Genomic DNA, 26,030 nt, shown 5'->3' with positions numbered 1-26,030 from the left:
GGTAATCAGTTTTTCGATTCTTCAGGCGGTGAGAAAAGGTTTTCACTTTGCCATGACCAGCGTAACCCAATTGTTGTCAATGATCTTTTCCTGCAAGATGAGGCCTGCTGAGACCATTGCCTCTATGACACTGTCCTCCTGGCCAAGAAGCAGGCCGGAGAGGATCGCCCGGCCGCCGGATTCGAGCCTGTCCGACAGTTCAGGTGCTATCCCGATCAGTATTTCAACCAGCAGGTTTGCGGCAATAAGATCGAATTTGAAGCTGACCGCCTGAACAGTGCCTTCAAGGACCTTGATATTGGTGAGACCGTTCGCTTCTGCATTCCTTTGAGCAGCGTCAACAGCAAGAGGATCGATATCCACTGCAGTTACCTGTTCGAACCCCAGCCTTGAAGCACCGATCGCAAGGATGCCGGTACCCGTGCCGATGTCCAGGAATCTCTTCCTGCTGCTGACGCGGGCTATCCTTTCTATCATACTGAGGCAGGTCCGCGTGGTCTCGTGATGTCCGGTACCAAAGACCATGCCAGGGTCTATAATGATCGGTGTCCGATCGGTCTCCGACTGAAGCCAGGACGGGATAATAGTCAGATTGTCTCCGACATCAATAGGGACGAAGCTCTTTTTCCATGTCTCGTTCCAGTCTCTTTCCGGCAGGACATTACTGGCGAGAGAAAAAGCGGCATCGAGGCCTGAAGCTTTCAGCACTGGCCTGAACCTGCCCAGTTCGTCGCATAGTTCAGCCGGCGATTGGTTAGGTTCAAAATAGCCGATCAGTCCGCCGTTCTGCTCAACAAAACCTAATGCCCCCATTTCGGACATTCTGCTGATAAGTGCATCGCGCGATTCTTCAGCTGCCGTTACTATGATCTCGATATAGGTCATCGGGTCAAACTCCTTTCTTGATAGCAAACAGGCGGATACTGCAGAAGCATGTATCACGCTCTGCAGCAGTAACGCTGTGGTGGCATGACAGCCCGGCGGCGTTAACAGGCACTGATGAAGGAGCCCCGGGAAAACTGTCAGCTAGGCAAGAAGAATATCCTGCTTATCTGTTTTTTCTTCTGCGAACAGGGAGATCCAGTCCCCTCTCCTGGTAAGCAGAAATGGCATTTCTTTGCCGCACTTCTTGCACCTGCGTATCTCAGCCGCTTCGATCCCGAACTCCATGAGTTCCGTAGATATGCCATGGTGGGAGACTGATTCATATTTATGGATATGGTTCATAATAGTTCTCCTTGTTATTAGGCTACCCTAAAACGTCCAAATAGTCGAGAGGCATATCTGCCGTCAGCAGGGGGCAGGAACTTCAGGCATGAGGCAGCCTGCATTGCAGGGCATGAGGCGCCCTAAAGCCTTTATTTATAGGGCTGAACATAGGGTAAACGCTTGACAAAAAAGCATGTTCTTGATAGTGTTATCACAGCCATATTTTTCATAGAACAATCACTACAGAAAGGGGGGAAGATAATGACAAAAGCAGAACTGATTGAAAAGATTGCTGCAGGCGCAGGTCTCAGCAAGGCGGATGCATCGAGGGCGCTTGATGCATCACTTGATGCGGTCAAGGGTGCCTTGAAGAAAGGGCAGAAGGTGACACTTGTCGGCTTCGGCACGTTCAGTGTTACCAAGAGAAAGGCACGGATGGGCCGCAACCCGAGAACCGGCCAGGAGATAAAGATCGCGGCTGCAAAGACGCCTAAGTTCACTGCCGGCAAGGCACTGAAGGATGCAATAAGGAAATAGCACTTTTTCTGAACAGGTTCGGAAAAGGGACAAAGGAATTTGTCCCTTTTCTTTTTCGTGTATCGGGAACTCAGTTGCAGAGGATCATAATAACAGAAAAGGGGAAAGGCTCGATCTGTGGAAAAAGAGAGGGATGTCACTGAAAAAATGAGATCGCATTGTATTCTTGCAGGTATAGATCTGGGCCCTGATACGGAAAAGATCATTTCCTATGCAGCATGTTTTTCTGCAGGGATGAGCTCAGCGATCAGGTTGCTGTATGTCATTGACTACCTGCTGACACCTCCGACATATCTCATGCCCTATATTGCTGAAGAGCAGAAGCGCGATGAGGAAGAACTTCAGCGCTGGAAAGCTGTTCTTGAGAAGCAGGATATCTCTTCCGATGCGCGCATTATGATGGGGAGGCTCCATGAATCCTTTGTGAAGGCAATAGAGGAGTTTTCACCTGACCTCCTGGTCATCGGGTATCAGTCCCACGCCTTCAGGCCAAGCAGTTCAGAACGGCTCATAAAATCCCTGGAGATGCCTATGCTTGTTGTGCGCGGGGCCAGAGCAGACAGGCCGGGCTCCCGGGCTGTCAAAAAGATCCTCTGTGCTGTAGATTTTTCCGAGAACGCTCAAAAGGCAGTTGCGAAGGCATCTGATTATGCCCAGGTATTTTCCGCAGACCTTCATATTGTCCATAGCATCCCTTCGCACACCATCAAGAGCCGATGGGCAGTCTGGGAGACGTTTGGAGAGGCAGACAAGGAACAGTTCGATACGCAGATGCAGGCAGAAGCTGAAGCAGAACTGTCGAGGATGATCAAGAGATCAGGCGGTCAGCATGCAGGCGAGGTGCTCCACGGCAATCCGGCTGAAACCATCTGTTCTGTCGCGGAGGAAGGCGGATATGACCTTGTCGTTATGGGCGCCCGCGGGCTCTCCTATATTCAGGGGTTGCTCATCGGCAGCACTACAGAATCAGTCCTCAGGTCCTCTCCCTGTCCGGTCCTCATTGTCCACTGATGCTGATCTCCTTTCTCTTCCTGATATCCGGCCTTGTTCTGATCCTGATCGCTGCTGAGTTCTTTACAAACGGCATTGAGGAGTTTGGACGCCACTTTTCTTTTTCCCAGGCAGTTGTTGGCAGCATATTTGCCGCAGTAGGCACTGCGCTGCCCGAAACGATTTTGCCGGTTGTTGCGATCTTTATGTATGGCGGAGCTTCTGCAAAGGAGATCGGCGTGGGCGCAATTCTCGGCGCTCCCTTCATGCTCTCGACCCTGGCCTTTTTCCTTGTCGGATTGACTGTGACCATTTCAGCACTCAGCAAAAAACGCACTTTTGAGCTCAAGGTCGAGGCGCATTCCATCAGACGGGACCTTGTCTTCTTTCTTGTGATGTATGCATCGGCTATTGTTCTGCCGATAATCGGCGGGAAGACCCTGTTAGTCCCGATCTCTTTTGCCCTTGTTGCCGGCTATGTATTTTATGCGTATTTGACCTTCAGGAGTGAAAGCGCTGAAATGGAGCATTCAGAGGGTATGTATCTTTGGCGGATCATACAGAGTCTCAAACCCCTGCTTTTGAGGCCAAGGCCCCCCCTATTTGTTATTCTCGTGCAAATTATGTTAGCCCTCGCAGTGATGATAAAGGGGGCACATACCTTTGTGCAGAGCCTTGAGGTGATCTCAGTAACATTCGGCATGGATCCGCTGATCTTTTCTCTTCTTCTTGCCCCGGTTGCGACAGAGCTGCCGGAGAAGTTCAACAGCGTTACCTGGACATGGAAGGGGAGGGATACGCTTGCCCTTGGCAATATCAGCGGCGCCATGGTCTTTCAGTCAACATTTCCTGTTTCAGTGGGACTGCTCTACACCGACTGGAACATAACCGGCATGGCGCTCTTTTCGGCAGTGCTTGCGATCATCTCTGCTGCCGCTGTCCTTGGTGTCATTACGGTGACAAAGCGTATTTCCCCTTTTGTGATGCTCTTTGGAGGGGTTCTTTATCTTGTCTATGCCGGTGTGCTTATATTCAGGTAAGACCTATTTTTTGAAGAGATCGTTCAATTTTTTCAGTGCATCATCCTTGCCGGAAGATGACGAAGCCGCAGTCCCCTCCCTGAAGACGAAGTAATCACAGAAATTTGCCTTATCTCTGGTCCTCTGGAACTCGGCCTTTGGTTCAGAGCATTTGTTGTGGGCAGACTCTGCATAGAACCGGCAGTTCAGACAGGCATGCAGGTCACTGCCGCATTTCGGACAGACGGATTTCCTCGAAAAAAACTTATCGGTCTCTATTTCCTTTTTGCAATTACTGCAGACCTTCATGAACCGCCTCCCGTTCTTCCAACAATCAGCATCATTATACTTCTCATGCATATCCGGCATCAACGCGTATTGACAGAGAGTTGATGCTGTGATAGGTTTTACATATACCCTTAATAAAGGAGGTAACCATGGCCTGCAAATCAAAGGGCGGCGCCTGTGGGACAGCAAAGAAAGCCACAGCGAAGAAGGCACCGGCAAAGAAGAAGAAATAGAACTCGCTTGCTCAGGAAACAAGAAGGGATGGCACTCTGTCATCCCTTCTTGCTGTGAAAGGCAATGCAGCCAGCGGCAGCTATCTGTTATTTCCCGCTGAAAGGAAGAACGGGTGATGCTTCAAATGCTCTGCCGGCCTTCCTGAACCTTTCCTCATGCTCTTTCCTGATGTCCTCTATGGACTGATCAGTCAAAACATAGGGAGTCAGCAGAATTACGAGCTCGGATTTTCTCTTTTCCTGAATGACCTGATTGAAGGCCGCACCGACAAAGGGTATATCGCCGAGCAGAGGGACTCTTTTGGTCGTATCATTAACCTTATCGGTGATAAGACCCGCAATAACGATGGTCTGTCCATTTCGCGTCTTGATCATAGTGTCTGCTTCTCTTGTATTGATAAGTGGTTTCGTGTTTTTCCCGTCTGGCGAAACCAGATCTTTCAGCTTCTCGGAAATGCTCGGATGTATCTGCATGGTTATAATGCCTGCCTCATCTACCTGCGGGGTAACGTCAAGAAAAAGGCCTATCTCGTCTATCTGAGGTGTTGTGTTGGAGACGACTATCTCGCCTGTGGTCCCGCTTGTAAAGGAATTGGTCACCCAGGAAACCTCTTTTGTGGTCAATTTGATCACCGCCCGCTGATTATTCATGGTCGAGACCTTGGGACTCGACAGCACATTTACCTGCCCCTGTTCTTTCATCGCGTCAAGAAAAGCACTAATTTTATTATTGGCGAGGTCAACCGTAAATACGCCAGAGTTGGTTGACAGGTTCTGGGCAATGTTTAACTTAACCCCATTGAAGCGTTCTATTGCAGTCCAGTCAATGCCGAACCTGTATCCATCGTTAAGTGCTACTTCAATTATATGTGCCTGGATCATCACCTGTCTTCTAGCCGACAGTTCAACATCCTTAAGAAAATCCTCAACTCTCTCCATATTGTCTGAATAGTCGGTGACCAAAACAATACCTGCAATTTCGCTTATGATAAGTTTCTTTCCTGTCTTTTCATCACCTCTGCTGAAGCCTCCTTCACTGTCTCCGCCCCCCTTTGTGTCACCGAAGATGAGCACCTCAAGCCCTCTCCGGGTTTCTTTCCAAAAATCCGAAGTGCCGGAAGTGGTTACGTTGACGCTGCCCTGGCTTCCGGATGAAGAAGAGCCTGATGATGTTGTGGCTCCGGAGGAGATATTTATATTTGTCCCTCCGCCGGAACCGCTGCCTGAACTGTTCCCTGTTGATATTGCCGCATTCATGGTGCTGGTTGATGTCCGTTTTCCCGTAATGTAGTTGACCCTGAGGGTCTTTGTCTCAAGGACCGGCCTTGTTATCCTAATGAATCCCTTGTCCATCCTGAAGGTATAGCCAAGCTGACGCGTTATGGCGTACAGTGCGCTGTTCAGTTCAAGGTTGGTAAAATCAATGGAGACCTTCCCTGTTATATCTTTGTCAGCTATTATGTTCATCCCGCTGTCTTTTGAAAGGAGAAGGAACACGTCGCGCACATCAGCATCCCTTACGCTCAGAGAAAACCTGCTCCTGTCTTTTGCCGGCGGCAGCTCTTCTGTCTTCGGAGGTTCCGGCCGCATGCCTGGCGCAGGCACCTGAGGCGGCTGCTTTAGTGCCATGGTCTCAGGGACTTCGGTCATCCTGGGTGTTGCACATCCCAGGGCAACAAAGGCGAGAACAATTACTATCACATGTAAGGTCTTCATTTCTTCTTCTCCTCGATCACTTTATAATCATCAAAAGATATTTCCTGTTTTTTGTTTTTTACCTGAACCACGATACTGTGCTGTTTTATCTCCCTGATAACTGCAGTACCAATACGGTCATTGATCCTGTAGACCTTGCCATTGATGAGTGCAAGGCTGTTATCAGTCCTTTTTATGATACCCATGAGCCTGACATTGACATCATCTGACTTGTCGCCGGTCACGGGCGGCCTAAGCGAGAAGGGGTCCCGTTTCCATGGGGTTTTATCGGCGCCATTGTCAACGGGCCGGGAGAGATCGGCGGAGCGGGTCTTTGCTGACTGTGCAGCAGGTTCCTGCTTCGATCGTATCAGACGATTGGCCGTTTCGGCCGGAACTGCCGGCCTGTCCTTGGTCATGAAGAATTGCACATTATATGCGATCACCAAAGCCAGGATAATAGCCACGGTGATTGCAACATATTTGTTCCCAAATACTCCCTGGGGCATAAGCATTATTTCCCCTCCATGGCATATGTGCTTATAGTCACCTCTGCCGCAAGATAGCTCTTTTCGCTCTTTACCCTGAGATTGTCTATTGTCACCAGTCTGTCAAGATCCTGCAGTTCGCGAAGGAACTCTGCCATTTCCCGGTACCCCGCATGGAAGGTCATTTTGACAGGATAGGCCTGAAGTGAGAGCCGGCTATTGCCCGGGGTTTGCCTGCGGGAACTGTCCGATGATTTTTGCTCAAACGTCAGGTTTCTGATGCCATATTTTTGCGATGCGTTATATGCTGTTTCGATGAATTCTGTTGTCCACATCTTAGGGGGTACGATTGCACCCTTGGGGGCGGACTTTCCGGCATCGGTGCTGCTGTCGGAATCTTTCCTGATCGCCTGTAAGCGCTCTGTTGCGGTTTTTTCAACAGCCGCCCGAAGTTCATGGATCGATCTGATCTTTGAAACGGCGTACAGGGAAAAGATCAGCCCTGTGCTTATGACCACAGCGAGAATAGTGTAAAAGGCCTTTTTCCGGCTGTTCATTGCAGCACCTCGAACTTTGCCTTGACCGTAAATTCCTGCTTCTTTGTGTTGGGTGCTGCAGTGGTCGTGGTGATCTCCGGCGGCGCTGCCAGAGCGAACCGGCCTGTGGTTTCAAGAGCATTAAGGAATTTTGAAAGTGCCGACTTTCTGAGACCTTCATCTGCGGACTGCAGATTTGTCCCCAGTTTGATAAAGGTGGCCTCAGCCGTCTTTTCGACATCGAGACTGGTCAGGCTGATGACAGGAGGTGTCAAATTGGCAATATCTCTGAACAGGGGATAGAGGCTCTTGTTGTTGTTCATGATCTTTCTCAGTGCATCCTGCTGACTTTTATCCTGGACCCCTGACTTTTGAGATGCCTTGGTTTCTGTGTCAGATCTGTCCTTCAGGGTCCTGAGATCTTTTTCCGTCCTGCTCAGGACTGTGTACCCGCCTCCGATCAGGATCGCATAAAAGGCAAGAGCAACGATAAGGCCTGTCTTTTCCAGAACCTGTCTGCCCTTATCCCTATCAGCCGCAGGTATGAGATTGACAACCGGGTCCCCAGGTGTGAGCATCGAAAGACCGGCAATAGCAGTGTATATACTCGCATCTTCCACGTCCGCATCACCCTCTGGGGCGCTTGTGCCCCGTAATGGGGTAGAAACAAAGGGGTTAATGAGCATGCTGCTGAGGCTGAGGCTTTCGGACAAGACCTCAGGCATACCCTTTTCGACTGAACCGAGGCCGCTGATCCAGAGGCGGGAGATCTTATCCTCAGCTGCGCCGCTCCCGGCTGCCATGATGAAGTTGTAAAGTGCATCAACGATCGTATACATCTTCATTTTGAAGACTTGCTCCGGCTCCTTGTCCTTGCTGGAGAGCTTCGCATCGTCGACTGCAGGCATCTGAACTTTCTTGTAATTAATGAGCCTGCTGTCATTAAAGACGAGGATCTCCATAAAGCTCTGGCCGATCTCAAGAACAGCCTCATTGCCTTCGGTCTCGGGCCGGACCTTCTTGAAGGCGCTGATTATGCCCTCAAGGCTTGTTGTGATAAGTGCGGGTTTGATGCCGCATTGCTTCAGGAGCGTCAGATAGATTTGTATGTCCGATGTAAGCGCATATTCAGCAAGGATGTCCTGCTTACCTGGTCTATTGTTCATGATCCTTCTGATACCCAGGACAAAGTCCTGACTGCCGAGTTCTTTTGCTATATCTCTTCTGACCACCTTCTCCGCATCAGCGATATCCATAGCCGGCACCTGGAAGATGCCGAACTTCAGAATTTTGTGGGGCAGGATAACATGCACATTTCCTTTTTTGCCCCCTGCTTCCTTAATGGCTGCGGTCAACTGTTGTTGTGCATTCTTCAGGTCAGAGATCGAGAAATTCCTCGAAATGAGAACATGTTTTAAGACCCCATCCTTAGCCGACAGAACCCTCAGGTTCTCCCCTCTGAAGTCGATGTTCAATGAGTTCATAATTTATCCTTCCTCACGGGACTGCCTGGATCTGCATAGTGGAAAAAATTGTACTGCCATGAACATTAATCGCCACTTCAAGCGGTGACCCGCCCAAACTGGTTGCACAGCTGCTATCGGAATAAAGACCCGGATAGAGGTACGCTGTGCCGACTGGCAGGTTATTAGGCGGTGCGCAGCTAAAGTTCTGTGTGTAGTTGACCTGCGTATTTCCGGCAGTTCCTGATATTGTTTTAATAGCGCTGTCGCAGCAAGTATCCGTGACTAAAACACCGGTGCCGTTGCGGTAGCGGGCAGAAACCCCTATAGAGAAGATTCTGTTTGCGAGCGGTGCTGATTGGAACGTCACATTCACGTTCCCCTGAATTAAACTGACCGGGGCTACCTCTAATGGACTGATCTGAAATATACTGTCTGCTATGTCGTCTCCACTACCTCCATTGTTTGCACCGTTTGGCCCGTAACTTATCAATGTCGCTGATACCCTTCTTCCTGCTACAGTGGCTGGAGAATATTGTATCGCCGTGCCCCATGTGTCTTTATTATATTTCGAGATGTCAAATCCAGACGGGAGATACGGGCCCTTCCAGTTCGAAACGCCATCTGTATTTGTCACAAGGTTTTCAAGAGATGACGGAAGCTGTCCAACATCACCAATATACCCGTAATGTGTCCTTACCCCGTTCTGGATCAGCTTTGGATCACCGACCATCGCCTTCTTGAGATCAGTCATGCGCTCCCTGGTCGTATCGATCTCAGTGCTTTCCCAAACCCGGTAGATGAACGGGATCATAATGCCGGTGAGCGTTGCGATGATCGCCATCACCACGACGACCTCGATCAACGTAAACCCCCTAACGGGGCATTTATACTTTCCCCCACAAGGAGCGATAACCCCTGCGGAGTATTTTCTGTCTATCAGATGATAATTGTTCATCGGACCCGGAGTCCTCCAACGATCTTGTACAGAGGCAGAAAGAATGACGCAAGCGTCAGGAGGACGATCCCGCCGAGAAGGAGAAGGATGAGCGGCTCGATGACCGTGAAGACCTTCTTCAAGGTCTCCGGGATTTCCTTGTCATACATGGTGCTTATCTTCATGACCGTATTGTCCAGCGTGCCGGTCTTTTCCCCGATCTCGACCATATTCAGAAGCAGAGGTCCGAAATCACCGGTCATCCTGAGAGCCTTATTGATCTGTTCGCCACTGAGCACGGCATTGGCAACACGGTTGAAGGACTCGGCAATGACCGTATTTCTGATGACGTCTGCAGAAACGCGCAGGGTCTCGTGCATACTCAGGCCTGAACGGTACAGTATTGCAAAGGTCCTGAAATAGCGTGAATGATTTAGCTTTTTTGTGAGGTCTCCGATAAGAGGGAGCTTAAGCATGATACGGTCAATGATCCGCTTTGAGGCCAGGTGCCTGTCGAGCTGGCGGTATATGAAGGGAAGGGAGAAGAAGAGCAGGATGATAAGCGGCCAGTAAACCTTCAGAAATTCCACGGTCCCGATCATGATCTGTGTCGGCAGCGGAAGTGCAACCTTCAGGTCGGTCAGGATCTTCACGAACTTGGGCATCACAAAGACAAAGAGGATCATGATAAGGCCGAACACCGCGGTGAGGACTATGGCGGGATACGCCAGTGCCGACTTTACATCTTTCTTCAGCTTGATCTGCCATTCCATATAGACCATAAGATCGTTCAGTATCTGTTCGAGACTGCCGGCTGCCTCACCTGCCCTCACCATACTCGCGTAATAGCCCGGGAAGATGTCAGGATAATCGAACATCGATTCTGAAATAGACTTGCCTGATTCGAGCTTTGTGTAGAGCATGGATGCTGTTCTCGATATTTTTCTGTTTGCAGTCTGGTTGGCAAGATCGCCCAGACCGCTCATAAGCGGCACGCCTGAGGAAAGAATAAGCTGAAGGAAATAGGTAAAATCCATGAGCTCTTTGTCGTGCAGCCTGAATGGCGCCTGGAATCCAAAGCCTGCGCGTGAGGCTTCTATAAGCGTGAGGCCTTTTGCATTAAGCAGGTTTTCGAGCTCTCCCTCGTTTGAGGCTTCCAGTTTTCCTGCAATGACTTTTGCCTCATCATCAACAGCGCGGTAATTGTAAAACGCCATCAGAATGCAGTCCTCGTAGCACTGTGGACTTCTTCCAGAGAAGTGAGGCCTTCTGCGGCTTTCTGGATGCCGACCGCATACATGGTCTTGAGACCTGTTCGAATAGCTGTTTCAAAAAGCTCATCCGACCCTTTTTTGGAGAGTACAAGCTTTCTGAGTTCTTCGTTCATCTTGAATATTTCGTAAATAACGGTTCTGCCGCGGTATCCGGTGTCGCTGCATTCAGGACAGCCTTTAGCCCGGTACAGCACTGTATCTTTGGTGATCGAGGGTTCAAGTCCCCCACTGGGGGGGATAAACCGCTTCACCATCTCGGGCGGAGGGGTATATGCTTCCCTGCATTTCTCGCAGAGAAGGCGGACGAGCCGCTGGGCAATGATCGTATCAACCGTGGATGCAAGCAGGAAGGGCTCAATGCCCATGTCAATGATCCTGGGAAGGCTTGATGCTGCATCATTCGTATGGAGTGTGCTGAAGACCAGGTGGCCGGTCAGCGAAGACCGGATCGCAAGTTCTGCGGTCTCTACATCACGCATCTCGCCAACCAGGATAACGTCAGGGTCCTGCCTCAGTATGGACCGCAGGCCGGTAGCAAAGGTGAGTCCTGCCTTGATGTTCACCTGTGACTGCCGCACAAGAGGCAGCTGATATTCGATAGGGTCCTCTATGGTGAAGATATTTTTGTACACGCTGTTGATGATAGAGAGGAGCGAATAGAGCGTTGTGGTCTTTCCTGAGCCTGTCGGTCCGGTCACGAGGATCAGACCATAGGGCATGACAAGCGACCTGTTCAGCAACTCGATGTCTTCTTTCATGAACCCGAGGTTCTCAAGGCCCAGGAGAAGGCGGGATTTGTCGAGTATCCTGATCACGATGTTCTCGCCGCCCAGAATAGGAAAGGTTGAAATTCTGAGATCGAGCACCTTTGATTTCCAGGCGAATTCTGTTGCTCCGTCCTGGGGCACCCTGTTTTCCGCAATGTTCATGGCTCCCAGGATCTTTATTCTCGAAACAAGGGCTGCCAGAATTTCCTTTGGCAGATACATGCCATGCTGCAGCAGACCGTCTACTCTGAAGCGAACGCGTGTGCCCTTGGCATCAGGCCCGATATGGATGTCGGTTGCTCCCTTCTGCAGCGCGGTAGTGATGATCCTGTCAACCAGTCTGACAACCGGTGCTATGGAAACATCGCCAGGCCTGTTGGCTTCCCGCTCGAAGGTCCTGAGCGCTGAGGTGCTCTGTTTGACTATATCGTCGAGATCGTCGGGAATATTGGCACTGTCACCGGGCTCTTTCTTCTGCTGGTCGCTTCCGTGCACCATTGAGAGTACGGTGAACAGGTCCGTCTGGCTTATAAAGCCGAGCCCGAAGCAGATGGCGCCGAGCAGTTCTCCTGTTTTCTTCTGCTCTTCAAGTGCGATCTTCAGTTGAGCCTCAGTGATGAGACCTGCTTCGATAAGACGCTCACCAATACGTTTTGGTTGCATGGTCATCCTTGTCCTTTCAGGAGATACACAGACCCCTCTCCCGTGAATATGCATGGTTGAAGATGTGAACCCATTATATCGCAAGAATGGATACTGCGCTATAAAAAAGTATTATTTGTAACAGGTTAGACGTCATCTCCGTTCCTGACAGCAGCGGCAGATGAAAGACTTTAATCCCCTGTATCGAATGTGTGATACTATCAGGCCATGTTCGAGGAAGATATCAAGGCATTGAAGGAGCAGGGGCTTTTCCGGCAGATACTTGCAAGGGCATCCGGCCAGGGGCCGGTAATAGCCATCGGCAGAAAGAAGTTCGTCAATTTCGCTTCAAATGACTACCTCGGCCTTGCGGATCATCCTGATCTTGTCAGGGCGGCAGCTCTGGCAATGCAACAATACGGGTTTGGTGCCGGTGCCTCCCGGCTTCTTGCCGGCGGAACGCTTCTGCATGATAAGCTCGAAAAGAGCATTGCAGCGTGGAAGAGAGTGGAGGCTGCGGTTATTTTCAACTCAGGATATGCTGCAAATACCGGCATTATACCGGCCCTTGCCGATGAGGGAGATGTGATCTTCAGCGATGCGCTGAACCACGCCAGCATCATAGACGGCTGCAGGCTGAGCAGGGCAAAGACCGTTGTGTACAGGCACAAGGATGTCAGACATCTTCAAACACTCATGAAGAACTGCAAGACTGCGGGCAGGAAGATCATTGCCACTGACACGGTCTTCAGTATGGATGGAGATATCGCCCCCTTAAGAGATCTTTATGATCTTTGTAATTCTGTTAACTCGTCACGCATCAGCACGAATCACTCATTGCTTCTCTATCTTGATGATGCTCACGGCACGGGCGTGCTCGGCAGGGGCAGAGGCGCGCTTGCACACTTCAGCATAAGACCGGAACCGTGGATCATACAGATAGGCACCTTTTCAAAGGCATTGGGTGCTTTCGGCGCCTTTGCTGCCGGGAGCGATACTGTCATGCAATGGATCTCTAACAGGGCACGCAGTCTGCTCTTTTCAACCGCTCTCCCGCCTGCGGTCATTGCCGCTGCCAATGTTGCCGTTTCGATGACCAGAAATGACCGGGGCTGTGTACAGAAACTCTGGTCAAACAGGGAATATCTTATAAAAGCCCTTCATGCCATCGGGTACGACAATCTGTTGAGTGAGACACCCATTATCCCGATCAGGACCGCTTCAATTAAGGAGGCTGTCAGGATTTCGCAGTTCCTTTTCGGGCACGGAGTTTATGTGCCTGCTATCCGGCCGCCTACGGTTAAAGAGCCGAGGATAAGGATCGTTGTGACGGCAGCCCATGAGAAAACGCAGATGAAAAGACTGGTCTCGCTGTTGAAGCAGGCAAAAAAAGAGTAATAGAAAGGCAGATTAAGCGCTGGGGATTGAAAAGACGCAGGACGGGCCTCCCTGGCCCATGCACTGCTCCATTGATACATTGCGGTTCAAGAGCTCTCTGAAAAGCTGAAGTTCCTCCAGGCAGGCTTCATTGAACTCGGCAGCTACTTTTCTGATAGGACAGTTGTAGGACTTGAGAATGTAGCGGTCAGCCTCTTTTTCAAGATCAGCGACATATCCCTCTGATATAAGGAGATCCTTCAGGCCGTGCATGAGCTCATCGATCCCGGTGAGCCCGGACAGAGCCTCTTTTTTCTGCCGGAGAACTTTGTCCCGCCGCCAGACGAAGATTTTGTTGATTTTTTCCTGTCCTTCGTTTTTCTTGACCTGCTTAAGAATATCGAGAGCTAACCGGTCGTATGTTTTTGGGAAAAGTTCATCCGCCGATTCCGTGAGCGTATAGACAAAACCAGGTCTTCCGATGCCGTGTTTTTTTGCGGTATAGCTGACAAGTCCTTTTTTTTCAAGGGAAAGAAGATGCTGCCTGATGCCCATGGGGGTAATGCTTATCTTCTTGCTCAGCTCCTCGATGGTCATGCCCCCGTTTTTTTTCAGGAGCGTTATGATATTTTGCCGCGTTGGATTTTCATCAACTTTAACAAGCATTTGACAAAATAGCATAAAAATACTATTTCTGTAAATAACTATCTTTATTCTTTATAATCCAAGTCCTGTAGAAAAGCCATCCGCTGTGAATAAGAGATTTGGGTAGTGGGTCAGTTTGATTTATTTTTTACTGGCTTCAATCTGATTCTTTTCTTCCTTTGTGAATGATCTCCCACATTGGATGCAAATGTAGTCCCCTGTGTCTGAGCCAAGACAATATTCCTTGTCAAAAGTTGGATGAGGACATGGCTTATTTCCCCATGCCTTCCTGATTTTCTGAGCTTTATCCATCTGCATAAATGCCTCCTTTTTATTGCATAAGCAAGCGATAATATATAATATATTATTAAATGATCTTATAGGTCTATAAACCTCATTGACAAATACAATACCCATACTATAATTTAGTCAAGCACAGCAACATTAAGAAATTTATGAAACTGTGATTAAACAAATGTTTAAAAAGAAAAAAGTAATAATTTCGGTAGATATTTGCATCGAGAGGGATGGTGCAAGTTATCATGCATTTTGTCCTGCACTTAGAGGTGTTCATGTTGATGGAGAGACAGAACAAGAAGCATTAGAGAATGTTCAAACAGCCATAACTCTCTATATAAAGTCTCTTATGAAGCATGGCGAACCCATTCCATTACAAATATGTGTAGAAGAAAAGGAACAACAGCCTTCTACGCGATATTTTTGTCCTCCTCAACATACCCAAAATATCTTGGTTACAGTTTAATCCCACAAAGGGATGAATTACGAACCCAAGTATTGGGATCAATTAAAAAACTTAACTGCTGATGATATTGTAAGAGCCTTAAAAAAATATGGATATGTTAAAGACGAAAGTTCTGGTGCAGTCCACGTGTATCTTCATCCCCAAACAAGAAATCGAGTCACGATTCACTATCATCCCAGAAAAACCTATGGGCCAAACCTCTTAAAGGGCTTGCTCGACGTTATTGGTTGGTCAATCGAAGACATGAAAAAGTTGAAATTAATTAAATAGATTTATAACAGAGAAAGAATATCCTCGATATCCCACACATGATCCGTAACCCCTGCCTCCATTGCCGGTGTTACTCTCAATGTCTGATGTATCCGGCAGAAGTTGTAATACATGAAGTGAAGGGCAACAGCATGTTCAAGGTTCTCGACCTTCTTTGAGAAAGCGTTTGTAAGTCTGGTAAACCTTCTCATGCTCATACGCATTGTAAGGTTCTGTCTTTCGACGTAGCTCGTGGAGACATGCTCCATATCGGGTTTGCCCTGTATCCTCTCCTTGATCTCTCCTGTGCATTGTGCGGGGCTGTATTTAGCTGTAGCTCCCCTATCGCCTTCATTGCCATAGAGCTTTACCAGCATTGCATAGTCTATATTTCTACCGAAAGCCTCTTCAACTGCCTGTAAGTATGGCCTGTGGCCGTCTGTGGTAAGCTGAACCCTGTTTGCAAGGCGATCAGCTAAATCCTGTATGAAAACGCGGGCAGAATGATAATCACGCCTGCCGACATACCAAGAAGGAACAAGCTTTGTGTCTGCATCTATCGAAGTCCATGTATAGACATCACCATACCACATGCCTTGCCGACATCCGCAAGGAGCTTTACCACAGTATTCTTCGCCACGCCGGTCATACGGACAGTGGCGCGGATAGAGTTACCTTCTACCAGAGAGGCAATTACCTGCTTTTGTTTGGTTATGCTTAACTTGTTCATGATTAAATTATACTTGACCGATCAAGCATTGTCAAGAGTTATTTGCTAGCATCGAATGTTATTTTATGCTTGCATTATATATTTGCTTTGGAGTAAAATGCAAGCATATTATTGAAGGAGGATGCTAGCATGAGCGAGAGTATATCAGGAAAAGCAAAGGGTGCTAAGGTGTTGGCTGAAATGATGTCGCCTGAAGAAAGAAGGGAAAGAGCAAAAAAAGCCGCTACCGCAAGATGGGGAGTTAAACCGTCCAAGGCAACGCACAAAGGCAATTTCAAAGAGGATTTTGGATTTGATGTTGAATGCTATGTCTTAGATGATGGACAGAAGACGGCGGTGATCCATCAACGAGGTATGGGCGCAGCACTTGGATTTAGTTCTCAGGGTGGTGGTAGATTCCCAAGATTTATTAGCGGTAAGAATATCGCTCCTTACATTGGTCTCGAACTTATGGCAAAACTTCAAAATCCTATTGTTTTCCAAGGACTTGATACGGTCTCAGGAGATCCATCAAGCAAAACCCTTCATGGCTTTGATGTTACCTTGCTCATTGATGTTTGCAAGGCAATTGTAGCGGCTGAGGCAGAGGGAAGTCTTACACCACGGCAACGACCAATAGCTAAACAGGCCCATATTATTCTAAATGCATCTGCAAAGGCTGGAATTAGGGGGCTTGTATATGCCCTTTCGGGTTACGATGCTACCAGAGAAGAAGTAATTACAGCATTCAAGTTATATGTAAGAGAAGAAGCCAGAGAATACGAAAAAGAATTTCCGGATCAGCTTTACGAACAATGGTATCGACTGTATAGACTGCCAAAACCTGAAAGAAATCATCCATGGAAATTTAAACACCTAACAGTCAATCAGGTTTATGTTCCACTAGCGAAAAGCAATGGCAAAATACATGAATTGACAGTTGCTCAAAGGGCGGCAAGTGGAGAGCGATGGAAAAGACTGCATCAATTCTTAGCAGAAATAGGAGTTAAAGCACTTCGCACGCATCTAGGACAGTTGCTTGGTATTGCTCAAATATCAAAAGACGAATATGAATACGAAACACACGTGAATAATGTCTTTGGAGACCAACCAAAGTTTGATTTTAGCGGGGCTACTTCTTCCAACGAGCCTGAGCAGCCTTCTTAGCTATTTCTTTGCGCTTCTTGGCAGTTAGGCTCTCTGCCCTTGCCTTTCCACCCTTGAGCCCTCCAAGGCGACCAAGGGCAACGGCAGCAGGGTTCTTTTCGGGTTTGCATTCGATAACGTCAGTGGGCTTGCTCTCATTCGTTGTGACATCGCAGATATAAGAGGCGATCTGGTTAATATCCGTGGGTACTTTCTTCTTTTTCTTTTCCATGCAAATAGTCTAACATGGCTTCCTTGAGCGGTCAAGATGCAGAAAAATCAATGCAGAAAAATCAAACTGACCCACTACCGAGATTTGCGGAATGCATACATATTGCGCCTAATTTGGTATGATAACAACTGTAATTTGCGAAGAAATTTCAGGAAAAGAAAGGCAGCAACAGGTGCTCAAACTCCTCGACGGCATTGTAGAGCTGTACAAAAAAGTTGCTACATCGCTGCCTCCTGATATCGAGGAGGCTATAAAATCAGCATTGCCCCGGGAATCGGAAGGTTCTACTGCTGCTTCATCGCTCTCGGTCATTCTTGAGAACATAAAACGGGCCCGGGAGACCTCACGGCCTATCTGCCAGGACACGGGAGTACCGGTCTTTTACGTTAAGGTTCCCTTTGGGCTGAGTCAGAATGAACTAAAACAGACCATTCTTGAGGCAACTCGTGAAGCAACTCAGAGGATCCCTTTGCGGCCCAATGCTGTTGATATCATTACGGATAAGAACTCAGGGGATAATACCGGCGAGGGGTTTCCGATCATCTATTTTGAAGAAACGCCGAGCGGTTCTCTGATCATCGACCTAATGCTCAAGGGCGGCGGTTGTGAAAATGCAGGCCAGACATACAAACTGCCCCTCGAAGAGCTGGGCGCGCAGCGCAGCCTCGAAGGCGTTAGAAAGTGCGTGCTTGATGCGATCCAGAAGGCTCAGGGCAGGGGATGCCCACCTTATATCGTAGGTGTCGGCATAGGCGCTGCCAAGGACCAGGTTGCAAGACTCGCCAAAGAGCAGCTCATGAGAAAATTGAATGATCTGAACAGGATAGATGAACTTGCCAGTCTCGAGAAGCAGCTTCTTACGGAAATAAATCAGCTTGGCATCGGCACCATGGGACTCGGAGGACGAACCACAGCGCTTGGCGTCAAGGTGGGTGTTAACCATCGCCATCCTGCTTCCTATTTTGTCGATGTCTCTTTGGGCTGCTGGGCGATGAGAAGGGGCCGGCTGATATGGTAGAGGGGAAAAGATTGGATCTTCCGTTATCCGCAGCCGACGTTGCAGGTCTTAAGGCCGGTGATATGGTTTTGCTTAATGGGAAGCTCGTGACCGGCCGGGACCGGGTGCATAAATATCTTGTTGAAAATAAGCCGAAAAAAGAAGACCTGCCTTTTGATCTTGCAGGCACTGTCCTTTATCACTGCGGACCGGTGATGAAAAAGACAGAGAGCGGGTATCAGGTCATTGCTGCAGGCCCGACGACCAGCATGCGGGTCGAGATGTATGAGGCAGATGTGATCAGGCAATACGGGTTGCGCGGCGTCATGGGCAAGGGCGGTATGGGAGAGAAGACGCTCAAAGCGCTTCAGGAAGCAGGGTGCGTGTACCTCCAGACCATTGGCGGCGCAGCAGCGTATCTGGCAGACAGGATCGTGAGGACCATCGGCTCATGGAAGCTTGAAGAGTTCGGCACAACTGAGGCGATGTGGATATTTGAGGTGAAGGATTTCCCGGCGATCGTTACCATGGACAGTCTGGGCAATAGCACCCATAGAGCAATAGAGTCAGCTTCTTTTCAAAAGTTCAGAGAACTCGCCCACCTGCAATGATCTTCATAGCCGGCGCATCAGGGTTTGCCGGCGGCCATCTCTCAGATTTTCTCCTTGCGAAAGGCCATAAGCTGAAGTGCCTTGCCCGCTCAAAAAGAGCTCTAACAGCTCTTGCAGAAAAAGGAGCTGAGGTTATTCCCGGCGATATCACGCAGGCCGTCTCTCTGCAGGGAGTTCTTCGTTCTGACGATATTGTCATCCACCTCGTCGGCATCATAGAGGAAAGGGGTGATGCCACGTTCCAGTCCATCCATGTCGAGGGCACAAAGAATCTCGTGAAGGAGGCGCAACGAGCAGGGGTGAAGCATTTCTTTTATCAGTCTGCATTGGGGTCGGACATATCTTCATGGTCAGGGTATCTGAAGACAAAGGCAGAGGCTGAAGAGATCGTCAAACAGAGCGGCATAGCGTATACCATATTCAGGCCCTCCCTGATCATCGGCCCCTGGGACGGATTCACGAAGAAGATCATGGACATGCTGAAATTTTCCCCTGTGGTCCCGCTGCCCGGTGAAGGCAAGGCGAAATTTCAGCCGATCTATATAAAAGACTGGCTCACCTGTATCGGCAGGGTCATTGATGACCCCGCCAGGTATTCCGGGACCTTTGATATCGGCGGACCTGAGCATCTTGCGTACCGCGAGATTGTTGAGAACCTCTCAAAGGCCATGGGCCACAGGAGGCCGACGTTCAGTATTCCGATGGGGTTCATGAAGCTCAGCACCTCCATCCTTGAGCGCTTTTTACCTTCGCCGCCGGTCACCTCTGATCAGCTGCGCCTCCTCGAACAGGACAATATCTGCGACCTCGATGCCGTGGAGCGGCATTTTGGCTTCATGCCGAAGAAATTTGCCGATGCTCTGCAGGAGTTCATGCCGTAACAATTTTCAGGATCGTTTCTGTTTTTTCGCAGCGTCTTCTGTCCTGTTATGTCCCCGGAAGTTTCTATATCACTAATGTAATGTTAATTTTCTGAAAAATGTAATTTGGGGCGCATTCTTCTTTGTAATTTCCTTACAAAAAGATTAAAATATGCAATTACAGCTTGGGAAAGGAGCGCTTTTATGCCAAAGAAAAACTATTTCTTTACATCAGAATCCGTAACTGAAGGCCATCCGGACAAGATAGCTGATCAGATATCGGATTCTGTCCTTGATGCGATCATCGCGCAGGACCCGGTAGCCAGGGTTGCATGCGAGACTCTGGTAACGACCGGCCTTGCCTTTGTTGCCGGCGAAATATCGACATCCTGCTATGTCCATATCCCGGATATCGTCCGGGAGACGATAAAAAATATCGGTTATACACGCGCCAAATACGGTTTTGACTACGAAACCTGTTCGGTCATTACTTCCATTGATCAGCAGTCAGGCGACATTGCGATGGGTGTTGATACCGGAGGAGCAGGAGACCAGGGACTTATGTTCGGTTTTGCCTGCAACGAGACACCTGAGCTGATGCCCATGCCGATCATGCTTGCACACAAGATCGCGATGAAACTGTCTGAAGTGAGGAAGCAGGATCTCCTCGGATATCTCAGGCCTGACGGCAAGTCACAGGTTACCATCGAGTATAGGGACGGCAAACCATTCCGCATTGACACTATCGTGGTTTCATCACAGCACAGTCCTGATGTGCATATGAAAGAGATGCGTGAGGACATCATCGAAAAGGTGATCAAGACTGTTGTGCCGCATGAGCTGCTTGATGAAGAGACGGTGAAATACTATATCAACCCGACCGGCCGTTTTGTTGTGGGCGGCCCGATGGGCGATACCGGCCTCACAGGCAGGAAGATCATTGTTGACAGCTACGGGGGCGTGGGAAGCCATGGCGGCGGCGCATTCTCTGGCAAGGATCCGACGAAGGTAGATCGTTCAGGCGCATATATCTCCCGGTACATTGCAAAGAATATTGTTGCCGCCGGCATTGCAGACCGGGTAGAGGTGCAGCTTGCCTATGCTATCGGCGTGCCTGAGCCGGTCTCGATCCTTGTTGATACGCATGAGACGGGCAAGATCGAAGAAGAGAAGATCGCAGAACTGATCAGGAATAATTTCAATCTTACGCCAAAGGGAATTATCGATCATCTGCAGTTGAGAAGGCCGATCTACAAGAAGACCGCAGCGTACGGCCACTTTGGCAAGACCGATCCTGATTTCACCTGGGAGAATACAGACAAGGCAGAGACACTGAAGAAAGAAGCAGGACTATAGTAATGCGGAATGCGGATTTCGGTACGCGAAATGAAAACCGAAATCCGAGATGCATTGCTGTCTGAAATTATAGGGCAGCCCTGCGGGGCTGCCCTCAATATTGTGTGACTCCGTCGAGGGGCGCTGCAGCAGTCACCGGAAGGTGCGTCTGTCAGGCTCGAAGGAGTGGTTTAACAGAAACGGCGCCCATTCAAAAAACCGAATGGGAGGAATACCATGACTACGGCAATGGCAGCAACAGACTACGTTATCGCAGACATCAAACTGGCTGATTGGGGCCGAAAAGAGATCAAGATCGCTGAGACCGAGATGCCCGGTCTCATGGCCATCCGTGAGGAATACGCCAAGAGCCAGCCCCTGAAAGGCGCGCGCATTACCGGCTCGCTGCACATGACGATCCAGACCGCTGTGCTGATCGAGACACTGACCGCGCTCGGCGCGCAGGTGCGCTGGGCCTCATGCAACATTTTTTCGACGCAGGACCACGCTGCCGCGGCCATCGCCGCAGGAGGCACACCAGTGTTCGCTGTCAAGGGTGAATCACTGCCTGAATACTGGGACTACACACACCGCATCTTCGAATGGCCCGATGGCGGGTACTCGAACATGATTCTGGACGACGGGGGCGACGCAACACTGCTCTTGCACCTCGGCGCCCGCGCCGAGAAGGACATCAAGGTGCTCGACAAACCGGACAGCGAGGAAGCCACGGTTCTGTTCGCCAGCATCAAGGAGAAGCTCAAGCAGGATCCGAAGTGGTATTCGACGCGTCTGGCGCAGATCAAGGGCGTCACGGAAGAGACCACCACGGGCGTGCATCGCCTCTACCAGATGCACGAGAAGGGCGAGCTCAAGATCCCTGCGATCAACGTCAACGACTCGGTCACCAAGTCCAAGTTCGACAACCTCTACGGCTGCCGCGAGTCGCTCGTGGATGGCATCAAGCGCGCCACCGACGTGATGGTGGCTGGCAAGATCGCGGTGGTCTGTGGCTATGGCGACGTGGGCAAGGGTTCGACCCAGGCGCTGCGGGCGCTCTCGGCCCAGGTCTGGGTCACCGAGATCGATCCGATCTGCGCGCTACAGGCCGCGATGGAAGGCTATCGCGTAGTGACCATGGACTACGCGTGCGACAAGGCTGACATCTTCGTCACCGCAACCGGGAACTTTCATGTCATCGACCACCAGCACCTGGTGAAGATGAAGGATCAGGCGATCGTCTGCAACATCGGCCACTTCGACTCCGAGATCAACGTAGCCTCCCTGGAGAAATACCCGTGGGAGGAGATTAAGCCGCAGGTCGATCACATCATTCTGCCGAGCGGCAACCGCATTATACTGCTGGCCAAAGGCCGCCTGGTGAACCTCGGCTGCGCCACGGGTCATCCATCCTACGTGATGTCGTCCTCCTTCGCCAACCAGACCATCGCGCAGATCGAGCTATGGACAGAATCGCAGAAGGGCTCCAATAAATATCCGGTCGGCGTTCATACGCTGCCCAAGCACCTCGACGAAAAGGTGGCACGTTTGCAGTTGAAGAAGCTTAACGCTCAGCTGACGACGCTCACCGATGCACAGGCCGCCTATATCGGCGTGCCGCTGAACGGACCGTACAAGACCGAGCACTACCGCTATTAGCCGGTAGTTATCAGCATCACGATCGATGTTCCTACTCCTGCGCAGAAGAAATGCCTCGCAAGCTGGCAGGAAGGCACGTAAGAGCTTTTAGCGAATATCTAAAAAAGGCCGTATCCCATAAGAACAGGGATACGGCCTTTACTGTAATGAAGCTTTGTCCATTCGTGTCTTGTCCCCTTCAGAACCTCTGTGGTAGTCTAAGGGCATGTCTGTAAAAAAGGCTGCTTGATATAATATCTTACAGGAGGTGTTCAAATGCTGGAGCTAAAAGTGCCTATACCAACCGACGAAATTATAGAAGCAGTGAAAAAGATGAAGAAAAGCGATAGGGAAGTTTTTGTTGAGGATCTGCTGGCAATAATTTCACCTGAGTATGTGCTGAGCATTAAAGAGGCAAGGGCAGAGTACAAAGCAGGCAAGACAAAATCTCATAAAGAGATTTTTGGTGAATGAGCTGCAAGCTTGTTTATACCCGCAGGGCTGAAAAAGACATAAAGAAACTGGATTCTTCGGTAAAAGGCAATATCGGAAAAGCCCTTTTAAAACTTCAGGATAATCCTCTGTTAAATTCGGAAAAACTGAGCAACCCCGAGCTTGGGACTTACAAATACAGGATTGGCGATTACAGGGTTGTTTTTGATATTGAAGGCAATGATGTGGTCATCCTCAGAGTTGGTCATCGAAGAGAAATTTATAAGAGACTCAGGTAGCAGAAAAGTCATATTACTTAGGATGAAAATGATATCCGATCTTGCAGTATCAGCTTGTTCCCCCCTGTTTTATTGTGGTATCGTTTAACATGTCTGCCAAAGTTGTTTCGATCAATATCAGCGATAAAAAAGGGATGCGGAAGAAGCCAGTCGCAGAGGCAGAGATCCGCACAAACTACGGTATCGAGGGCGATGCCCATTCATCATCAGAATGGCACAGACAGGTCAGTCTCCTTGCAGTCGAAAGCATTAAGAAGATGCAGGATATGGGCCTGGATGTGAAGGCCGGAGATTTTGCAGAGAATATAACTACTGAAGGCATTGACCTCGTTTCCCTGCCAGTCGGAACACGCCTGCAGATCGGGCAGGAGATCATCGGCGAGGTGAGCCAGATCGGCAAGGAATGTCATACCCGCTGCGCCATCTACTACCAGGCCGGAGACTGCGTCATGCCGAAGGAAGGCATCTTCATCAAAGTCATCAATGGCGGCACAGTCAGAAATGGTGACAAAGTCACTGTCATGGCAGCGTCTTCCGGTTTATGATATCCGCAGCCATTCTTACACTCAGCGACAAGGGCTCGCGCAACGAACGTGAGGATCTTGGCGGCCCACTGATCAGGGATATGCTCAAGGCCATAGATGCTGACGTCTCTTATTACGAGATCATCCCTGATGAGAAAGAATTGATTAAAGAAAAACTTATCGAGTACTGTAGAAACGTGGATCTGATCATCACGACCGGCGGCACCGGTCTCTCTCCAAGAGATGTGGCGCCGGATGCAACACTCCAGGTTATCGAAAAGGAGATTCCCGGTATTGCCGAGGCAATGAGGATGGCAGGGCTAAAGAAAACGAACAGGGCAATGCTTTCCCGCGCTGTAGCAGGCGTCAGGGGAAAGACATTGATCATTAATCTGCCGGGAAGCCCCAAGGCAGTGAAAGAGGGACTGGAAGCGATCATGGATGTGATACCGCATGCAATAGAGAAGATCAAGGGCAGCACTGAAGACTGCGCTCTGAGCGAAGGGGCTCGCGTATGAAGGATGTCTCCTTCTCCCTTGCGTTTCTTGCCGGCATCCTTTCCTTTCTCTCTCCCTGCGTGCTTCCACTTGTCCCTTCCTATATCACCTTTATCACCGGTGTTTCATTCGAAGACCTGAAAGAGGGGACTGACCGGAAGCGCATCCGTTTTCTCACGGTAACCAATTCGCTCGCCTTCATCGCAGGTTTTTCAACGATCTTTGTAGCTCTTGGCGCTTCATCTTCAGCGGTCGGAAAGTTCATGTTCCAGTATCAGGACTGGATCAGGAATATCGGCGGTGTGCTGGTCATATTCTTCGGCCTTTTTGTCTCAGGTATTATCAGACTGGATTTTTTGACCCGGGAACGGAAATTCCATCTGTCCGGAAAACCTGCCGGGTATGTCGGGACCTTTCTCGTTGGCATGACCTTTGCCGCTGCCTGGACCCCCTGTATTGGCCCGATCCTCGGCACGATCCTGCTGTACGCGAGTTCCAAGGGTTCTGCTGAATACGGCTTCAAACTGCTTGCAGTCTACTCCCTTGGCCTTGCAGTGCCGTTCTTCATCTCTTCTCTTATGTTCAACTCGTTCCTGAGCTATTCTGCCAGGATACGCAAGTATATGAAGGTCATTATGCTGGTAAGCGGTATTGTTCTTATTGCCTTTGGCGTCCTGCTCCTTACCAACAACGTCCGTCAGCTTACAACGCTTTTCCCTGATCTCGGTATCAATTTCTGAGAAGTGCTCACCGCTTTTCAGGCTTGACCGTTCTTTCTTACCAAAAAACTTTCTGATATGGCAGCGCAATGGTTGGCGTAAAATTCTGACCGCATTTGTGTTGCTGTAAAATATCGCTTGACTGTCTATCAAATGTGATACAATTGACTATCATAGGAGGTTTCATATGGCAAAGACAGCAATGATTACGACACGAGTTGAACCAGAGCTGAAGACTGATGCGGAGAAGGTTTTGAAGGCGCTTGGGATCAGCACAACAGAGGCAATAAACCTGTTTCTTTCTCAGGTGAGGCTGCGCAAGGGTCTGCCTTTTGATGTGAAAATACCGAACAAGACCACTCTGAAGGCGATGAAGGATGCCGAGGAGGGCCGCAATCTGAGCAGCTATGACAGTGTTGATGATTTCTTTCTGAAGATGAAGGCCTAATGCTAACCTTCAGGACCACAAAACAGTTTGAACGCGACTATAAACTGATTGTGAAGCAAGGCAAGGATCTTACGAAGCTGAAGCGGATTATGAACAAGCTCGTAAGTGAGGAGCCGCTTGAGATCAAGCGCCATGACCACCCGCTTACCGGAAACAGGAAAGGCCATAGGGATTGTCATATTGAGCCGGACTGGCTTCTGATCTATAAAGTTGACAGTAATGCCGAGGAGATCATCTTTATCCGCACAGGCACTCATTCTGACTTATTTGGCTGATGTTGTGTGATTCACCGGGACGCAAGATACGCAAGCCTTAACAATACTTGCCCCTCGACCCCCAGCAAAAGTGAAGAAAAAGTACATGCCAGCGTTCAGACAACAGTGGCGGCAAAAGAATAAGACTCATATTCTGAGTGGTTATGATATGCAAGGGTAAACCTGCTATAATAGCTGACGTAATTCCTGATAAATC

General features: G+C 49.4%; 30 protein-coding genes, 2 pseudogenes and 1 riboswitch. Of the genes and pseudogenes, 18 read left to right on the top strand and 14 right to left on the bottom strand.

The window, feature by feature from the left end:
- Positions 1-42: 42 nt before the first annotated feature.
- Positions 43-885: a 50S ribosomal protein L11 methyltransferase gene (prmA, locus tag HZB62_11055; GenBank protein ID MBI5075685.1), complete on the bottom strand. Its 843-nt coding sequence runs from the start codon at positions 883-885 to the stop codon at positions 43-45.
- Positions 886-1,026: 141 nt separating this feature from the next.
- Positions 1,027-1,227 carry a hypothetical protein gene (locus HZB62_11050; protein ID MBI5075684.1) on the bottom strand — a complete coding sequence of 67 codons (201 nt, stop codon included), beginning with the start codon at positions 1,225-1,227 and terminating at the stop codon, positions 1,027-1,029.
- A gap of 243 nt (positions 1,228-1,470) precedes the next feature.
- On the opposite strand from HZB62_11050, the gene HZB62_11045 reads away from it, so the two are divergent.
- The 3 genes from HZB62_11045 to HZB62_11035 all read left to right on the top strand — a co-directional run bounded on the left by HZB62_11045 (position 1,471) and on the right by HZB62_11035 (position 3,776).
- Positions 1,471-1,746 (top strand): HU family DNA-binding protein, encoded by a 276-nt coding sequence (locus tag HZB62_11045; protein ID MBI5075683.1) that lies wholly within the window; start codon positions 1,471-1,473, stop codon positions 1,744-1,746.
- Positions 1,747-1,863: 117 nt separating this feature from the next.
- On the top strand, positions 1,864-2,757 hold the full coding sequence (locus HZB62_11040; protein ID MBI5075682.1) for a universal stress protein: 894 nt from the start codon (positions 1,864-1,866) through the stop codon (positions 2,755-2,757).
- Positions 2,757-3,776: a sodium:calcium antiporter gene (locus HZB62_11035; GenBank protein ID MBI5075681.1), complete on the top strand. Its 1,020-nt coding sequence runs from the start codon at positions 2,757-2,759 to the stop codon at positions 3,774-3,776. The genes HZB62_11040 and HZB62_11035 overlap by 1 nt, the downstream gene beginning before the upstream one ends.
- Positions 3,777-3,779: 3 nt before the next feature.
- On the opposite strand, the gene HZB62_11030 is transcribed toward HZB62_11035, so the two are convergent.
- From HZB62_11030 to tadA, 8 genes are all read right to left on the bottom strand, one after another.
- Complete coding sequence (locus tag HZB62_11030; protein MBI5075680.1) at positions 3,780-4,064, bottom strand: hypothetical protein; 285 nt, start codon at positions 4,062-4,064, stop codon at positions 3,780-3,782.
- 299 nt (positions 4,065-4,363) lie between these two features.
- Entirely contained in the window at positions 4,364-5,992 is a 1,629-nt protein-coding gene (locus HZB62_11025; protein ID MBI5075679.1) for a secretin N-terminal domain-containing protein, read from the bottom strand.
- Positions 5,989-6,486 (bottom strand): hypothetical protein, encoded by a 498-nt coding sequence (locus HZB62_11020; protein MBI5075678.1) that lies wholly within the window; start codon positions 6,484-6,486, stop codon positions 5,989-5,991. The genes HZB62_11025 and HZB62_11020 overlap by 4 nt, the downstream gene beginning before the upstream one ends.
- A complete protein-coding gene (pilO, locus tag HZB62_11015) occupies positions 6,486-7,016 on the bottom strand; it encodes a type 4a pilus biogenesis protein PilO (protein ID MBI5075677.1) in 531 nt (176 codons plus the stop codon). The genes HZB62_11020 and pilO overlap by 1 nt, the downstream gene beginning before the upstream one ends.
- Positions 7,013-8,479 carry a hypothetical protein gene (locus HZB62_11010; GenBank protein MBI5075676.1) on the bottom strand — a complete coding sequence of 489 codons (1,467 nt, stop codon included), beginning with the start codon at positions 8,477-8,479 and terminating at the stop codon, positions 7,013-7,015. Before HZB62_11010 ends, pilO begins: the two co-directional genes overlap by 4 nt.
- A 13-nt stretch (positions 8,480-8,492) precedes the next feature.
- Positions 8,493-9,323, bottom strand: a complete 831-nt coding sequence (locus HZB62_11005; protein ID MBI5075675.1) for a type II secretion system protein GspG — start codon at positions 9,321-9,323, stop codon at positions 8,493-8,495.
- 89 nt (positions 9,324-9,412) lie between these two features.
- On the bottom strand, positions 9,413-10,612 hold the full coding sequence (locus HZB62_11000) for a type II secretion system F family protein (protein ID MBI5075674.1): 1,200 nt from the start codon (positions 10,610-10,612) through the stop codon (positions 9,413-9,415).
- Positions 10,612-12,105 carry a Flp pilus assembly complex ATPase component TadA gene (gene tadA / locus HZB62_10995; protein MBI5075673.1) on the bottom strand — a complete coding sequence of 498 codons (1,494 nt, stop codon included), beginning with the start codon at positions 12,103-12,105 and terminating at the stop codon, positions 10,612-10,614. The genes HZB62_11000 and tadA overlap by 1 nt, the downstream gene beginning before the upstream one ends.
- Before the next feature lie 201 nt (positions 12,106-12,306).
- Here tadA and HZB62_10990 point away from each other — a divergent pair, with 201 nt between their 5' ends.
- Positions 12,307-13,476: an 8-amino-7-oxononanoate synthase gene (locus HZB62_10990; GenBank protein MBI5075672.1), complete on the top strand. Its 1,170-nt coding sequence runs from the start codon at positions 12,307-12,309 to the stop codon at positions 13,474-13,476.
- Positions 13,477-13,488: 12 nt separating this feature from the next.
- Here the strand turns inward: HZB62_10990 and HZB62_10985 are convergent, their stop codons facing one another.
- On the bottom strand, positions 13,489-14,121 hold the full coding sequence (locus tag HZB62_10985) for a winged helix-turn-helix transcriptional regulator (GenBank protein MBI5075671.1): 633 nt from the start codon (positions 14,119-14,121) through the stop codon (positions 13,489-13,491).
- Between the two features lie 120 nt (positions 14,122-14,241).
- Positions 14,242-14,418, bottom strand: a complete 177-nt coding sequence (locus HZB62_10980; GenBank protein ID MBI5075670.1) for a hypothetical protein — start codon at positions 14,416-14,418, stop codon at positions 14,242-14,244.
- A gap of 157 nt (positions 14,419-14,575) precedes the next feature.
- Here HZB62_10980 and HZB62_10975 point away from each other — a divergent pair, with 157 nt between their 5' ends.
- Complete coding sequence (locus HZB62_10975) at positions 14,576-14,863, top strand: type II toxin-antitoxin system HicB family antitoxin (protein ID MBI5075669.1); 288 nt, start codon at positions 14,576-14,578, stop codon at positions 14,861-14,863.
- A 12-nt stretch (positions 14,864-14,875) separates the two neighbouring features.
- On the top strand, positions 14,876-15,133 hold the full coding sequence (locus HZB62_10970) for a type II toxin-antitoxin system HicA family toxin (protein MBI5075668.1): 258 nt from the start codon (positions 14,876-14,878) through the stop codon (positions 15,131-15,133).
- A 2-nt stretch (positions 15,134-15,135) separates the two neighbouring features.
- On the opposite strand, the pseudogene HZB62_10965 reads toward HZB62_10970, so the two are convergent.
- Positions 15,136-15,842: pseudogene (locus HZB62_10965) on the bottom strand (DDE-type integrase/transposase/recombinase).
- A gap of 129 nt (positions 15,843-15,971) precedes the next feature.
- Here HZB62_10965 and HZB62_10960 point away from each other — a divergent pair.
- Complete coding sequence (locus HZB62_10960) at positions 15,972-16,988, top strand: hypothetical protein (protein MBI5075667.1); 1,017 nt, start codon at positions 15,972-15,974, stop codon at positions 16,986-16,988.
- Here HZB62_10960 and HZB62_10955 read toward each other — a convergent pair.
- A complete protein-coding gene (locus HZB62_10955) occupies positions 16,954-17,199 on the bottom strand; it encodes a hypothetical protein (GenBank protein MBI5075666.1) in 246 nt (81 codons plus the stop codon). The genes HZB62_10960 and HZB62_10955 overlap by 35 nt on opposite strands.
- A gap of 118 nt (positions 17,200-17,317) precedes the next feature.
- Here HZB62_10955 and HZB62_10950 point away from each other — a divergent pair.
- From HZB62_10950 to HZB62_10900, 11 genes and pseudogenes are all read left to right on the top strand, one after another.
- Positions 17,318-18,807: pseudogene (locus HZB62_10950) on the top strand (fumarate hydratase).
- Complete coding sequence (locus HZB62_10945) at positions 18,804-19,688, top strand: complex I NDUFA9 subunit family protein (GenBank protein ID MBI5075665.1); 885 nt, start codon at positions 18,804-18,806, stop codon at positions 19,686-19,688. The pseudogene HZB62_10950 and the gene HZB62_10945 overlap by 4 nt, the downstream one beginning before the upstream one ends.
- A 183-nt stretch (positions 19,689-19,871) precedes the next feature.
- The gene (locus tag HZB62_10940) at positions 19,872-21,023 is read left to right on the top strand and encodes a methionine adenosyltransferase (protein ID MBI5075664.1); all 1,152 of its coding nucleotides are present in this window, start codon (positions 19,872-19,874) and stop codon (positions 21,021-21,023) included.
- Between the two features lie 109 nt (positions 21,024-21,132).
- A riboswitch (S-adenosyl-L-homocysteine riboswitch) is annotated at positions 21,133-21,218 on the top strand.
- Between the two features lie 33 nt (positions 21,219-21,251).
- Positions 21,252-22,661, top strand: a complete 1,410-nt coding sequence (locus tag HZB62_10935) for an adenosylhomocysteinase (GenBank protein ID MBI5075663.1) — start codon at positions 21,252-21,254, stop codon at positions 22,659-22,661.
- A 255-nt stretch (positions 22,662-22,916) separates the two neighbouring features.
- Positions 22,917-23,114 (top strand): hypothetical protein, encoded by a 198-nt coding sequence (locus tag HZB62_10930; GenBank protein ID MBI5075662.1) that lies wholly within the window; start codon positions 22,917-22,919, stop codon positions 23,112-23,114.
- The gene (locus HZB62_10925; protein MBI5075661.1) at positions 23,111-23,371 is read left to right on the top strand and encodes a type II toxin-antitoxin system RelE/ParE family toxin; all 261 of its coding nucleotides are present in this window, start codon (positions 23,111-23,113) and stop codon (positions 23,369-23,371) included. Before HZB62_10930 ends, HZB62_10925 begins: the two co-directional genes overlap by 4 nt.
- An 89-nt stretch (positions 23,372-23,460) precedes the next feature.
- Entirely contained in the window at positions 23,461-23,916 is a 456-nt protein-coding gene (locus HZB62_10920) for an MOSC domain-containing protein (protein MBI5075660.1), read from the top strand.
- Positions 23,913-24,413: a MogA/MoaB family molybdenum cofactor biosynthesis protein gene (locus HZB62_10915; protein ID MBI5075659.1), complete on the top strand. Its 501-nt coding sequence runs from the start codon at positions 23,913-23,915 to the stop codon at positions 24,411-24,413. The genes HZB62_10920 and HZB62_10915 overlap by 4 nt, the downstream gene beginning before the upstream one ends.
- Positions 24,410-25,132, top strand: coding sequence for a cytochrome c biogenesis protein CcdA (locus HZB62_10910; protein ID MBI5075658.1), 723 nt, complete (start codon positions 24,410-24,412; stop codon positions 25,130-25,132). The genes HZB62_10915 and HZB62_10910 overlap by 4 nt, the downstream gene beginning before the upstream one ends.
- A gap of 166 nt (positions 25,133-25,298) precedes the next feature.
- Positions 25,299-25,559, top strand: coding sequence for a type II toxin-antitoxin system RelB/DinJ family antitoxin (locus HZB62_10905; protein ID MBI5075657.1), 261 nt, complete (start codon positions 25,299-25,301; stop codon positions 25,557-25,559).
- Positions 25,559-25,834, top strand: a complete 276-nt coding sequence (locus HZB62_10900) for a type II toxin-antitoxin system YafQ family toxin (protein ID MBI5075656.1) — start codon at positions 25,559-25,561, stop codon at positions 25,832-25,834. The genes HZB62_10905 and HZB62_10900 overlap by 1 nt, the downstream gene beginning before the upstream one ends.
- Positions 25,835-26,030 lie beyond the last annotated feature (196 nt).

It is taken from the genome of Nitrospirota bacterium (assembly GCA_016214855.1).
Classification (GTDB): Bacteria; Nitrospirota; Thermodesulfovibrionia; order Thermodesulfovibrionales; family UBA6898; genus UBA6898.
Note: the sequence above shows the minus strand (reverse complement) of the source record. Positions and strands in the feature narration are given on the sequence as shown.